Annotated in this window: 10 protein-coding genes and 3 pseudogenes; 6 read left to right on the forward strand and 7 right to left on the reverse strand. The window is 63.3% G+C overall.

Annotated elements, in window-relative coordinates; genetic code table 11:
• Positions 1 to 209: 209 nt before the first annotated feature.
• The 6 genes and pseudogenes from ACLP4W_RS20045 to trhA all read left to right on the forward strand — a co-directional run bounded on the left by ACLP4W_RS20045 (position 210) and on the right by trhA (position 5845).
• Positions 210 to 683, forward strand: coding sequence for a GtrA family protein (locus ACLP4W_RS20045; protein ID WP_442388924.1), 474 nt, complete (start codon positions 210 to 212; stop codon positions 681 to 683).
• 116 nt (positions 684 to 799) lie between these two features.
• Positions 800 to 2739, forward strand: a pseudogene (locus tag ACLP4W_RS20050) (potassium transporter Kup).
• Positions 2740 to 2741: 2 nt separating this feature from the next.
• A complete protein-coding gene (locus ACLP4W_RS20055) occupies positions 2742 to 2984 on the forward strand; it encodes a hypothetical protein (protein ID WP_442388925.1) in 243 nt (80 codons plus the stop codon).
• Positions 2981 to 4591 (forward strand): MFS transporter, encoded by a 1611-nt coding sequence (locus tag ACLP4W_RS20060; protein WP_442388927.1) that lies wholly within the window; start codon positions 2981 to 2983, stop codon positions 4589 to 4591. Before ACLP4W_RS20055 ends, ACLP4W_RS20060 begins: the two co-directional genes overlap by 4 nt.
• Before the next feature lie 88 nt (positions 4592 to 4679).
• The gene (locus tag ACLP4W_RS20065; RefSeq protein ID WP_442388929.1) at positions 4680 to 4931 is read left to right on the forward strand and encodes a hypothetical protein; all 252 of its coding nucleotides are present in this window, start codon (positions 4680 to 4682) and stop codon (positions 4929 to 4931) included.
• Positions 4932 to 5128: 197 nt separating this feature from the next.
• Entirely contained in the window at positions 5129 to 5845 is a 717-nt protein-coding gene (trhA, locus tag ACLP4W_RS20070; protein WP_442388931.1) for a PAQR family membrane homeostasis protein TrhA, read from the forward strand.
• A gap of 81 nt (positions 5846 to 5926) precedes the next feature.
• Here trhA and ACLP4W_RS20075 read toward each other — a convergent pair whose 3' ends face one another.
• From ACLP4W_RS20075 to istA, 7 genes and pseudogenes are all read right to left on the reverse strand, one after another.
• On the reverse strand, positions 5927 to 6379 hold the full coding sequence (locus ACLP4W_RS20075; protein WP_442388933.1) for a pyridoxamine 5'-phosphate oxidase family protein: 453 nt from the start codon (positions 6377 to 6379) through the stop codon (positions 5927 to 5929).
• 179 nt (positions 6380 to 6558) lie between these two features.
• Positions 6559 to 6684: pseudogene (locus tag ACLP4W_RS20080) on the reverse strand (LLM class F420-dependent oxidoreductase); the annotation flags it as partial.
• Between the two features lie 774 nt (positions 6685 to 7458).
• Positions 7459 to 7896 (reverse strand): tautomerase family protein, encoded by a 438-nt coding sequence (locus tag ACLP4W_RS20085; RefSeq protein ID WP_442388934.1) that lies wholly within the window; start codon positions 7894 to 7896, stop codon positions 7459 to 7461.
• A gap of 87 nt (positions 7897 to 7983) precedes the next feature.
• The gene (locus ACLP4W_RS20090; protein ID WP_442388936.1) at positions 7984 to 9927 is read right to left on the reverse strand and encodes an acetoacetate--CoA ligase; all 1944 of its coding nucleotides are present in this window, start codon (positions 9925 to 9927) and stop codon (positions 7984 to 7986) included.
• A 152-nt stretch (positions 9928 to 10079) separates the two neighbouring features.
• Positions 10080 to 10991 (reverse strand): alpha/beta hydrolase, encoded by a 912-nt coding sequence (locus ACLP4W_RS20095; RefSeq protein ID WP_442388937.1) that lies wholly within the window; start codon positions 10989 to 10991, stop codon positions 10080 to 10082.
• 523 nt (positions 10992 to 11514) lie between these two features.
• Positions 11515 to 12332, reverse strand: a pseudogene (gene istB / locus ACLP4W_RS20100) (IS21-like element helper ATPase IstB).
• A complete protein-coding gene (gene istA, locus ACLP4W_RS20105) occupies positions 12329 to 13588 on the reverse strand; it encodes an IS21 family transposase (RefSeq protein WP_442388939.1) in 1260 nt (419 codons plus the stop codon). The pseudogene istB and the gene istA overlap by 4 nt, the downstream one beginning before the upstream one ends.
• Positions 13589 to 13682 lie beyond the last annotated feature (94 nt).

Genomic DNA, 13682 nt, shown 5'->3' on the forward strand with positions numbered 1-13682 from the left:
GCGATCAACGGAACCGCGCAGCATTGATGGCGCCAGCCTGACGTTTGCCCGGGCGGGCGCCCTGCAGGCATCCCAGGAGCTGTGCAGCCCAGCGCCGAGAGCGCTGTGCCGGCGGCGAGGCAGAGACCGTTGACTAATTGCCTTTGTGCTCCGCGGGGAATTGGCCGACTGATCACACGGCGGATACCTGGCCATGGCACCGTACCCGTGTGCAAACCGGATCGCGGGCGAGTCAATCACGCCAGGTCGACCGATTCCACCAGTGGTGTGAGGCGGTCGTTGCCCGGCTTCCGTTCGGGCTCCGATCAATCGTTGCGCCGACATTTCTTGGCTTCTGCCTGATCAACGGCCTGACCTTCGGCGTCGATCTGGCGATCCTCACCGGCCTGCGCAGCGGGTTCGGCGTTCCGGTGCCGATCGCCGTCACCGCCGCTTATGTGTGCGCCTTCGCGCTCAGCTACGTGCTCAATCGCACATTCAACTTTCAGTCCCACGCGCCGGTCGGACCACAGATTGCCGTGTACGTCGTCGTGGTCGTCGTCAACTACCTGGCTTTCATCCTCGGGGTGACCAGTGTGTTGGCGGCCGTTGGGGTGCAATATCAGCTGTCGCGGATCGTGGCAGGTATCTGTGAAGCGGTGTACATGTACTGCGCGATGAGGTGGGTGGTCTTCCGCCGTTGATCGTTGGCTGGAGTTCGTTTACGGGTGATACCCGCCGGATGGTGCGATCTCAAATTGCGCCTTACGATCAACCCGCCGCGTCACCTCCCGCTAGCCCCCGGTAGAGGAACCTCGCCATGCCCACGCTTGTCAAGCCCGCGTTGCCGCTTCGCACCATCTTCGGTACGGACAGAGCCCGCTCTTCACTCGTGATCGGCGCGCTCGGTGTCGTGTTCGGAGACCTCGGGACAAGTCCGATCTACACCATCCAGACGATCTTCGACCCCCACGATCCCCATCCCATACCGATCACCACGGACAATCTGTACGGGGTTGTGTCATTGATCTTCTGGTCGGTGATGATCATTGTCACGCTCACCTACGTCACCCTGGTCATGCGTGCCGACAATGACGGCGAAGGCGGCATCATGGCGCTCATTACCCTGGTGCGCCGGTTCGCCGGCCGAGGGGGTCGTCGCACGGCGATGATGTTAGCCATGCTCGGCCTTTTCGGCGCTTCGCTTTTTTTCGGTGACAGCATGATCACTCCGGCGATTTCCGTGGTGTCATCGGTGGAGGGCCTTAAAGTGATACAGCCGCGGTTGGGTGGCTGGGTCGTGCCGATCACCGCGGTGATCATCGTTCTTCTGTTCGCCTTTCAGAGCCGCGGCACCGCCGCGATTGGACGCTTATTCGGACCCGTGATGGTTTTGTGGTTCATCGCGATTGGCGCGTGCGGTGTCGGGGGGATCGCGAAGCATCCAGAAATCCTTCGAGCGCTGTCACCGGTATACGCGCTGACGTTCATGGCCGAGCACTTCGACGTGGCGTTTTTTCGCTGGCCGCGGTTGTGCTGGCGGTGACGGGCGCGGAGGCGCTCTACGCGGACATGGGCCACTTCGGTCGGCCGGCAATCACCTGGGCGTGGTTGTTCATCGTCATGCCGGCATGCGTTCTCAGTTATTTCGGCCAGGCCGCGTTGCTGTCGGGCAACAACAGTGTCGTCGATGCCCCCTTCTTCTTGCTCCCGCCGGCGTGGGCGCGATTACTGATGGTGTTGCTGGCGACTGCGGCGACGGTCATCGCCTCCCAGGCGGTGATCACGGGCGCCTACTCGGTGGCGTCGCAAGCCGCTCAGCTCGGCTACTTGCCGAGGGTGCGGGTCGTACACACGTCCGAGTCGACGATCGGCCAGATCTATGTGCCCTGGATCAACGGTCTGCTGATGGTCTCGGTGCTGATCCTGGTCTTTGCGTTCCGCAGCTCGGCGGCACTGGCCTTTGCGTTCGGCATGGCGGTGACGGGGACGATCACCATCACAACATTTCTCTTTTTCTACATCGCCCGCACACGGTGGGGCACACCGATGTGGCTGATCGTGATCGGCGCCGGCGGGTTGTTGTCGGTCGATCTGCTGTTCGTGGCAGCGAACCTGACCAAGCTGGTCCACGGGGCGTGGGTGCCGCTTCTCATTGGCGCCACGGCTTTCACGGTCATGACCACCTGGCAGCGGGGCAGCGATCTCGTCACAGAGGCCCGAGCGCGGGCCGAGGGACCGCTGCGCGAATTTATCGATCACCTGGCCAACTTTCGGCCACCGCTGGTGCGAATTCCCGGCACGGCGGTGTTCCTCAACCGCGGCAAAGAGACCGCGCCGCTGGCAATGCGAGCCAATGTCGAACATAACCGGGTGCTGCATCAACATGTGGTGATCATGTCGATCGAGACCCTGCCGGCGCCGCGAGTGCCGGACGCGGAACGAATAGAAGTCGATACCTTGGGCTATGCCCAAGACGGGGTTATCCACGTCGCCGCGAAATTCGGGTATATGGAACGGCCCAACATTCCGGGCGTGCTGCGCCTGCTCGACCCGCGGCAAACCGAAGGCCAAATCGGCATCGACGATGCCTCCTATTTCCTCTCGAAACTTGAACTCAGGGCAGGCTCCGCACCGACCATGGCGGCGTGGCGCAAGCGCCTGTTCGTCGCGACTTCCTACATCGCGGCAGACGCGGCCGAGTATTTCGGCTTGCCGGGCGACCGGACGGTGGTCATGGGTGCGCGAATCGAGGTCTAGCGGTGGTTGGATTCGTGGCCTCGATAAAGGTGTATAGAAATGGCGGATCAGCTGCCAAGATCGAAACCGTTGGCTTGCGTGACAAGGGCATCGTCGACGTGAGGATCCTTGGTGTACGCGTTTTGAATCCCGCTGCAACGCGAAAGGCGTTGCGCATCAACTTGTTCCTCGCGGCAACGGGTGGCGCCAAGCAGCTTCGTTGCTCTGCCGAGCAGACGGTCTATCGACAACCGGTTCAACAGTGACTCAGAGTCGGGACACTGATGACAATGGGCGACCGTCGGCACGGACGCCGTTGCGCAATCGCGTGTTCCGTAACTTGTTTATCGCGCAGTTCGCTTCCAATATCGGGACGTGGATGCAAAGCGTGGCGGCACAATGGTTCTTGGTAGAACAGCACAGCACCGCCCTCATCGTGGCGCTGGTCCAGACGGCGAGCCTCGGGCCGACACTGCTTTTGGGATTGTTCGCCGGAGTGCTTGCTGACCTGTTCGATCGGCGCCGGTTGCTGATGTTTCTGCAGTCGTATGCAGTGCTGGTGGCGCTGGCCCTGGCGATAGTCGCATACCTCGGTAGCCTCCGCCCGGCGTCACTGTTGACGTTCACCGTGGCTATTGGTTGCGCTTCTGCGCTAACCGCACCGGCCTGGCAGGCGATTCAGCCCGAGGTTGTCCCGCGCGGACAAATACCGGCTGCCGCGACTTTGTCCAGCGTCTCTTCAAACGCGGCCCGAGCGATTGGACCGGCGATTGGCGGCGTTGTCGTGGCGTTGGCCGGACCCGCAGCGGTCTTCGCGATCAACGCAGTATCGTTCACGGGAATAATCTTTGCGCTGGCGGGCTGGAAACGACCGAAGCAAAACGCGCCGATCGAACGAGAACGTCTCGGCCATGCCGTCATCACCGGACTGCTATACGTGCGCAATGGTCCGATTTTCCGCAGGATCTTGTTGCGCGCAGCCCTTTTCCTGTTTCCCGCCTCGGCCCTGTTCGCTTTATTGCCGGTGGCTGCCGCCCGCAGATGGCATCTCGGAGCCAGTGGCTACGGTGTGGCGCTGGGGGCCATAGGTGTTGGCGCGGTGCTCGCTGTCCTGGTTGCCGCACGGTTACGCGACAGAGTGTCAGCCAACGTGTCGCTGGCGGCGTGCGCCGCCGTGTACGGGCTTGCACCGCTGGGGGCTGCTTGGCTGCCGTTCGCTGCGGCGACGCCCCTCCTGGTGTTGTCGGGGATGGCTTGGCTGATCTCGTTGACGACGTTGAACGCATTGGCGCAGCTATCGTTGCCGCGATGGGTTCGGGCCCGCGGATTGGCGATATATCTGCTCGTCTTCACGGGATCTCAGGCGGTCGGCTCGTACGTGTGGGGCGTCGTCGCAACGCGGGCGGGGCTTAACGTCGCGCTGATTTGCTCGGCGGTGTTACTGGGCGTTGCTGCCCTCAGCGTGGTCACGCTTCCGTTGCTGCCCCTGACCGGGCAGCTGAGCCGCGAGATTTCCACTGACTGGCATTCACCGACAGTCAGGTTTGAACTACACCCCGACGATGGACCAGTGCTTGTGACCGTCCACTATCGAGTGTCGGCCGAGAACCTCGATAACTTTGTCGAGGCGATGAGCGCAGTCAGGCGATCACGCCTACGAACGGGTGGTCATAGTTGGGGGCTTTATCGCAGTGCCGAAGAGCCGGACACCGTCCTGGAGAGGTTCACGGTGCCGTCCTGGGTCGAGTTTGAGCGCCAGCACACCGAGCGCTGGTTGGCTTCTGACCATGATGCCGCGGCGAAGGCGATGGGCTACACCGTCGAGGGCATCTTTGATCCCCACTACTACCAGGCTTTGCGTGTGCACCGATGAGTGTGCGCCGCATCGCGCACGGTGCTCGGCCGCGGCGGCGTGGCGCAAGCGCCTTTTCGCCGCGCATCAAAAGCCTTGACGCGCGATAGTGAATCGCTGCGGTCTGTTGCCGCGCAGCACGGTCACCTGCAGCGAGTCGCCGTGGCGTAAGGCGTTGACCTCTTCGGTCAGGGTGACGGTGCTGCGGGTGGGGCGGCCGCCGCGGCTCAATTCTCACGTGAGCCTGCTCAAATTCTGTCAATTCACCTTCGGCCTTGACCCGCTGACCGACCGCGACGCCGCCTCCAACGGCATGACCGACTGCATCGACGCGTCCCAGCAACCCAATGCGCATCCCTAAAAGCCGGGCCTACGGGTGACAAAACGCATATACGACCGCGGGATGCGTGTCCTGAATTGGCGACATCGGTGGATACAGGCAATTCATAGGTTCGATATAGCGGCTCCTTAAGGCGCGACGTAAAGATGTAGCCAGGCTCTAGATCGCCGGGAATGAAAGCGCTTAACGGTGATCCGCGTGCGAATCGGGGAGGGACATTGAGCTACCAGACCCATGTGGCCTTCCAGCCCAAGCCTTTCGGGCCGATCACCGTTGCTGATGGCGCTGCCGGTGTTCTGACCAAGCCACGGTTGCGCGGTTGGATCCACTCCTACTGCGCCGTCGCGGCCGTCATTGCGGGTACGCCGCTGGTGGCGGTGTCATGGGCTGAGGCGTCGAAGCGGGCCGGGCACTCAACGCTGACATACACCCTGGCGGTCGTGGCGATGTTCGCCGTGAGCGCCACATATCACCGCGTCGACTGGGTGTCTGCGGTCGTCAGGAATTGGATGAGGCGGCTCGACCATTCGATGATCTTCGTCCTCATCGCCGGCACCTATACGCCGTTCGCGAGGCTCGCCATGCCGCGTGCGACCGGGCACTTCGTGCTTGCGATCGTCTGGGGCGGCGCGGTTGCCGGAATCGCACTGACACTGTTCTGGCCAACGGCCCCGCGCTGGCTGGGCGTGACGCTCTACCTGCTGCTGGGCTGGGTGGCGGTCGGGTATACCGGGATGATCCTGCACAACGCCGGAATGGTCGCGACGGTGCTGCTGGCTGTGGGAGGCCTGTTGTACAGCCTTGGTGCGGTGTTCTATGGGCTGCGCTGGCCCGACCCGTGGCCGACGACGTTCGGCTACCATGAGTTCTTCCATGCGTTCACAGCGCTCGCGGCTATCTGCCAATACATCGCCATCTGGTTCGCGGTCTTTTAGAACTAGGCCGGGAATTGCTTGAACGCGAGGGGAGTTGCGGGCAAGAACCCGCGTCGGCCAGTAGCTTCTTGGGCCGCCGGCCTACTCCTGCGGGGCGATGATGCGCAGGCCGGTCACGGCCTCAGGCTCGATGGCGATGACCGTGTCGGCGTGGTCCACCCACGGATGAAGCGATTGCTCGTAGCGCGAAATCTGTTCTGGGTCCGTAAGCGTGCGTGCGCGCCCCGCGACGACAACGCTCCAGCCCGTGCGACGCCAGGGGTCGATCCTGTCGACTTCATAGGCGACCTCGACGCCGTCGACGGATCGCACCGCAGCGGAAATTGATGAGGTCAGCCGGGTGCGGACGATTACCGTGCCGTCGTCCACGACGTGATTGACTGGGCGGATCGCCGGACGAGATTCGAGATTAAATACGAGCCGCCCATAGTCGACGCTGGCCAGCAGCCCCATCGACGTCGCGGTGTCTAACGACACGGCGTCCTTGGTGCCCGGCGTCAAGCTCGGGCTGCCGTCATCACCCCAATCGCGCATGCCTCAAGCATTTGCTTTGCGCGACCCAGCACCTAGGGCCATAGGGCCCCACATCGGATGACAAAAGAGGTAAAACGCCGGCCCAGGATGTAATCCCGAACCTCGGACGACAGGGGAGGATGATGCAAAAGTCGTTCTACCGCAGCGGGATACGCGCTTTGGCCGGCGTCCGACCGCGCTTAGCGCCACTCCAGGTCGGCGGCGACCTGCTCCAATGCGGCGAGGTGGTCGTCGACATTCGCGAGATCGGCGTTAATGGTGTTGACCGACAGGTGAGTGGCACCCGCGGCTCGCCAGGCGGCGATGTAGGTTCCCAATCCGCGTGGCGGATGGCGATGTATCTACCAGGGCGTTTGCAGAATTCTCATCGAAATGGCGGACGCGTTTTTCTCATCTTCGTGGCGGATCCTAGACCTGCACGGTTGTTCAGGAATTTCTCTCGGACGACGACCGCGATACCGGAAGGGGCCGGTCCGTTGCGTCCCTAGGCATGCTGATGCCAACCTGATGTACGGGTCTGTGCACGCAGTTAGGCAACACGACGGTTGAAGTGGGAAGCGGACCGGACACGTTGTCGGAGTATCGGATGCGGGCTCCTGCCCTGACACCGGTTGGTTGGTCCACGACTTTGTTTGGGCCTTCATGGGGTGGCTGACTCGATCGCGGGCTCGCTTGCCACTGTCGACCCGATCTGGATGAGGTCTAATCCGTCGCGACTGACTTCGTAGCGAGTGCAGCGACCAGATCTACTTAGCTGACCTAGTAGACTTCCAATCTTTGTGGCGGAACCGCCATCAACCGCCATTTTGAAATACGCATGGCGACTTTCGGGTATATGTCGCTGCGCCGGACAAGATCTCGCGAACATCGTCGAGCTTGACTTCACCGGCGGGGATGACGTCCAGGTGCCGGCTGCCGTCGATGACATGGCGCGCAAGAAGTCGTAGTCGTCAATCGGTGCCTGATACATGGTCGTTCCTTGCTAGAGATGGATGTGACAGGTTCCGGGGCACCACTAGGGGCGCCTCCAGGCCAGCCACGGGTGACTGACGGCGCATTGGCTGTGCCCCGGATCGCCGTCAGTGGGCCATCTCGTAAGGGACGGGCCTGTTCTCCTTGGCCCAGAGCTTTTCCATCTCGGACTCGGCCGGAGGCGGAACGAGCCCCTGGACGCGCCACAGGTCCATGGGGGTCTCGTCGATGTGGACCTCCCAGTCGAAGCCGCGCTCCTTCACGAACGGCGCCAGCTTCTCCTCGATGACCGACATGCATAGTGCCCGCATCTCGGCGGTGTCCATCTGCCGGGCGATGTGGTCGACGCGGATTCGCACGAAGTTGTTGGCCGCCTTTCCGCCGACGTAGATGCTGTTGGCGGGCTTCTCGTGGAAGAGAATTACAACGTAGAACTTGGGCAGGTTGACGTAGTCCGTGTAGATCGAGGTGATCGCCTCAGACAGCCGCTCCTTGTCGTCGTCGCTGAAGGCGTTCTCGGGGGTGAAGATGTCCCAGCAAGGCATTGCGTTCCTCCTGATTGATGGTGAATTTCGTTGGTTGACAAAGCGTGTGAGTTTGTCCCGGCGTGGTGTGCCCCACCGGGTGAGCGACTAGGTGGCCTGCGATGCGGCGCGCACGAAGGCCTCGATGGCTTCGTAGTCCGTGATGGCCCCCTTCGATGCGACTTGGTCCGGGTTGCTGCCGGCAAGGATCTTCTTGATGGGCGTCTCCAGCTTCTTGCCCGTGAGCGTGCGCGGGACCGCCGGTACCGCCGCGACGAAGTCGGGCACGTGGCGGGGTGAAAGTTCCACGCGGAGGACTTTTTTGATAGCGGCGACGGTGTCGTCGTTCATCTCAAAGCCGGGGGCGAGCTGGACGAAGAGCATGAGCTTGCCGGGTCCCCCGGCGTTGTCTTCGAGGTGAACGACGAGGCTGTCGCGAACGTGGGGTAGGTCCTCGACGACGGCGTAGAACTCGGCGGTTCCGAGCCGCACACCACCACGGTTCAACGTGGCGTCGGAGCGGCCGTGGATGATGCAGCTGCGGCGGCTTGTGACGGTTACCCAGTCTCCGTGCCGCCAGATCCCCGGGTATTCGACGAAGTAGGACGACAGGTAACGGGCCATGTCGTGGTCGTTCCAGAACTCGACGGGCATCGAGGGCATAGGGGAACGGACGACGAGTTCGCCAACCTGGTCGAGGACCTCACGTCCCTCGTCGTCGAAGGCGGTGACGTCGGCGCCGAGGGCGGGACCTGAAATTTCTCCCCGGTAGACGGGCAGCCAGGGGTTGCCCACCACGAAGTTGGAGCAGATGTCGGTGCCTCCACTCATCGAGTTCACGAAGATGTCTGGGGGCAGTGCGGTGTGCAGCCAGTCGTAGGCCTCCGCGGGCAACACCGAACCGGTGATGCCGAGCGTCCTCAAAGCGGTGAGGTCTAGGCCATCAGCGGGAGTCATTCCCTCTTTGCGGCACGCCATGACATAGGCGGGGCTGGTGCCAAAAAGGGAGACGCCGGCGTCCGCGGCCACTCGCCACGGCTGCGCCAGGTCGGGATAGAGGGGGTTTCCGTCTATGACGACCAGGGTGGCCCCCAGCATGAGCGCACTGACCATGCAGTTCCACACGGTCCAGCCGGTTGTGGTGATCCACATGATTCGATCGTCAGCACGCGTATCAAGGTGCAGCGCGTGCAGTTTCAGATGTTCGAGGGTGATCCCCCCGTGGCTGTGAACGACTGCTTTCGGCAGCCCCGTCGTACCCGAGGAGAACAAGGTCCACAGGGGGTGATCAAAGGCCACCGGTTCGAATTCGAGTGGAATGTCGGTGCCCTGCTCCAGCAGCAGAGAGGTCCAGTCGATGGCGTTTGTCACCTCGTGATCGCCGTACGCAACGCCAATGACGTGCTCGAGGGTGGGCAAGGCCGCCCGGATGGTGGCCAGTTCGGTGGATCTGTCCACGTCTTTGGCCCCGTACGTGTACCCAGAGACCGCGATGAGGAGTTTGGGTTCGAGTTGGGCCAGGCGGTCGATGACACTGCGGGCGCCGAACTCTGGTGGACAGCACGCCCAGATAGCTCCCAGCGATGCGGCGGCCAGCATCGCGACTACGGCTTCGGGCACGTTGGGCAGGTAGCCCGCGACGCGGTCGCCCTTGCGGATTCCCAGGCTCTGGAATGCTGCGCGGGCCCGTCGGACTTGCTCGAAGAGGTCGCGGTATGTCAGCCCTACGGTGTCGCGGGACTGTGACCGTCCCTGGATCGCGACTCGGTTCGGGTCTTTGATTGATCCAAGGATGCATTCTGCATAGTTCATTCGGGCAGTCGGAAACCACCGAGTTCCTGGCATTCGCTTGTCGAGCACGACCGAGTCACCGGGCGGACCTGCGATGCCGAAGTACTCCCATAACGAAGCCCAGAACCCGTCGATGTCGTCGACGGACCACGCCCACAGATCCAGGTACGTGTCGAAGCGTTGACCCCGACTGGCAAGCCATGAGAGGTACTTGCCGATTCCGGTCTCGGCGAGCTCTGATCGCCCGAGGGCAGGTCGCATGACGGCGCCGCATCCAGTGGCAACCGGTGCCGGTCGTGTCTGAACTGCGTCCATTGGTGTGTCGCCATTCCCTGGTCTTGTTGGTGTCAGGTTGAACCTGCGTAGGGCCCGGTTGCCGGCGTCGGTGCGCACGCAGGCAGCCGGGCGCCTTCTCAGTCGTAAAGATGCTTGATGAAGTGCTCTCGCGCCGCCAGCGCGCACACCTCGAACCCTTTGCCGGTGTACACGTCGAAATGGCCGCCAGGGACGACAAGGAGCCGCTTTGGTTCGCGGGCCTGCTCGTAGGCTTCGAGGGCGAGCATGTACGGTGCCACCACGTCGTCCTCGGCCACAATCATCAACAGCGGTGTCGGCGCGATCCGACCGATGTAGCTGCTGGGGTCGTACTCGGTAACCAACTCCAGGCTCCGGACCGTGACCTCGTTCTTCCAGTTAGGTGCTCGCGACGCCGCGGTCTTGCTGAACCACTCGTAGGTGTCGGTCGACGGCATCAACGCCTGTTCCGTCGGGTCAGCCGCAATGACCGGCATCGTCGTGGGCTCTCCGCCGGCGAATCGGTGGAGTCGGTCTGCGTTGAGTGCCTCACGGATGTGCGGGATGAAGTCCGGCCGAATCGCGCGGCTCAGCGTGCGTGGCCCTGAGATGAAAGGCACCTGCGAGACAGCGGCTTTGACCCTCTTGTCGATCGAGGAGACAGTGAGGACGTGGCCGCCGGTGAAGCTTGAACCCCAGACGCCGACCTTGGCCGCGTTGACGTCAGGACGGGTCGAGGCGTACGAGATCGCGTTTCGGTAGTCGCGGTACTGGAGGACGGGGTCCACCTCTTGCCGGGGCAGCCCGTCGCTGTCACCGAAGTTGCGGTGGTCGTAGGCGAGCACGTTGAGGCCAGCCTCGGCGAAGTAGGCGGCAAAGTCGTCAAGGTGCATCTCCTTGACGCATGTGAGCCCATGCGCCATGACGACCACTGGTGCGGGTCCCGGTGTCGGTGTGTGCTCGGCTGGGTAGAACCAGCCCCGGAGGGTGACACCACCCTCCCCTTCGAATTCGATGTCTTCGCGAGTCATTCTGATGTCCACTTCACTAGCTGTCCGTGCGGAGCGCCGGGCGTCCGCGCTGGGGTTGGTCAAGCTGGGCCGTGCGTTAGCGCGTTCGATGTCCAAGCGGTCACATCTGCAAGATGTGTTGACCTGGAGCAGGTTCGGCTAGCTTTCGATCTGGAGGGCGCGCGCTCTGCAGGTCGTAGCGAAGCCCGTGTAGAAGGTCGCCCTGGTGTTCGACCGTGAAGAGTTCGGTAGCCACAAGTGCCGGCCCTTCCTGTGGTGGGTTCAGTCACACAGTTAAGAACGGATGAGCGGCGTCTGATAGAACGATCGCGCCCCGCCCTGGTACAGGAGTGCCACGGCCCACGAAGGCCACCTGCGGTCAGCCAAGTACCCGAATCACCGAAACTTCTGGGCTTTCGGAGTGCTCAGCCGGTAAGGCGCTGGCACACATCGTGAGGCAGGAGTGGTGTCACTACAAGCGCGAGTGTCAACGGCGGTCGAAATTTGACCCCTTTTCGACGGTTGAAAATTGACCCCCTGGTGTTCATTTCTCTTCGGTTGACGATCCCGGGACTCGTCCGAGGTCTCGGTCTTTGATGCGGTAGGAGTCTCCTTTGAGGGCGACGACTTCGGCGTGGTGGACGAGGCGGTCGATCATGGCGGCGGCCACGACGTCGTCGCCGAATACTTCGCCCCAGCGGCCAAAGGGCTTGTGGAGGTGACGATCAGTGAGGCCCGTTCGTAGCGGGAGGACACGAGTTGGAAGAACAGGTTGGCGGCTTCGGGTTCGAATGGGATGTAGCCGACCTCGTCGGTGACCAGCAGGGGGTAGCGGCCCAGCCGGACGAGTTCTTGTTGCAGACGTCCACCGTGGTGAGCGTCGGCCAGCCGTGCCACCCACTGGCTGGCGGTGGCGAACAGGACGCGGTGGCCGGCTTGGCAGGCCCGGATAGCCAGCCCGATCGCCAGGTGGGTTTTTCCGGTGCCGGGTGGCCCGAGGAAGACCACGTTGTCTTTGGCGGCGACGAAGTCCAGGGTGCCCAGGTGCGCGATCAGGTCCCGCTTGAGTCCGCGGGCGTGGTCGAAGTCGAACTCCTCCAACGATTTCCGGGACGGGAAACGAGCCGCGCGGATACGGCCCTCACCGCCGTGGGACTCTCGGGCCGAGACCTCGCGCTGCAGACAGGCCACCAGGAACTCCTCGTGGGTCCAGGACTCCGCGCGGGCCCGCTCAGCCAATCTGGCTACGGCTTCGCGCAAGGTGGGCGCCTTCAGAGCGCGGGTCAGGAAGCTGATCTCGGCAGCCAGGTCCCGGTTGCTCGACAAGGTCGCGGCCCCAGCCGGGGCGGGCTTGGTGGTCATGACGCGAACCCGCCTTCGCCGAGGTCGATGCCCAGGGCGGTGTCGTAGTCGGTCAAAGACCGCTGTTCGACCGTGATCTGGGCCTCGGGTTCACGCACCGGCCGCAAGGCGCCGATGCGGGTGCGGGCCAGTACCTTGGCAGCCTCGCGGTGCCCGGGATCGGTGATGGTCTGATGCCAAGCCCATACCCGTTCGTGATCGGCGACGACCTTGCCTTCACAGAACACCCGGACACCGTCGAGGTCGGCGAGGACTTCGATGCGCCGGCCGATCACCCCGGGGTGCACCGAGTAGTCGTTGGAGTCCAACCGGATGTAATGGTCGCGGGCGAGCCGGGTGGCTGAGCGCCACCCCACCGCCGGTGCCACCGGCGGCAGCGCGAGCATGGCGTGGCGGTCCGCACCGATCCGGTCGGCCGGTGCGCAGCCCAACACCCGGCGGGTCCGCCCGTTCACCATCTGCAGCCAGCCCTGCAGTTGGTGATTGAAATCCCCAGGGCCACTGAACGTCCGGCCCGGCAGAAACGACCGCTCCAAATAATCGTGAGCGCGTTCGATGATGCCCTTATGCTCAGGTTCGGCCGGCTTGAGCACCACCACCTTGGCCCCCAGGACCCCACGGAACGCCTGGCAGTCACCCGTGAGCTCAACCCGCCCCGCCCGCCACCGCCCGATCGCACCCTCGCCGTCCCAGACCAGGGTGCGCGGGACCGCACCCAGGGCGTGGATCAACCGCCACCACCCGGCGAACAAGTCCTCAGAACGCCGGGTCGAGATCAAGATCGCTGAGAGCCACCGCGAATACCCGGTGACCATCGTCAGCACCGGAAGCTGCATCGGCGTTCGGGTCTGCCCGAACCCCACCGGGACCGTGGTCGGGGGAAACCACAAGTCGCACTGCGCGATATCCCCGGCCTCATAGGTCGTCCGGCTCGCCGGGTCCGGCGGCAAATAGGCCGGCCGCAACTCGCGGACCCGCTCCTTGAATACCGTTATCCCACGCGTCCAGCCGACCCGCTCGGCGATCACCGTGGCCGGCATCGTCGGCACGTCCTTGAGCTGAGCCCGGATCGCGTCCTCGAACGCATCCACCGCCGACCCTGCCGGCTTGCGCTCATACTTCGGTGGCCCAGCCGAGGCCAGCGCGGCACGCACTGTGTTGCGCGAGATCCCCAACGTCCGCGCGATCGTCTTAATCGGCAACCCCTCCGCTCGATGCAGCCTGCGGATCTCAGCCCAGTCCTCCACTGACAACAACTCCCTTCTCCTCTCGGCTCATGCACCGAGAGTCGTTCGAAGGGGGTCAGAATTCAGGCGTCGACACGGGGTCAGTTTTCACGCGTCGCCGACA

Origin of the sequence: Mycobacterium sp., assembly GCF_052145595.1 — a bacterium.
Lineage (GTDB): Bacteria > Actinomycetota > Actinomycetes > Mycobacteriales > Mycobacteriaceae > Mycobacterium.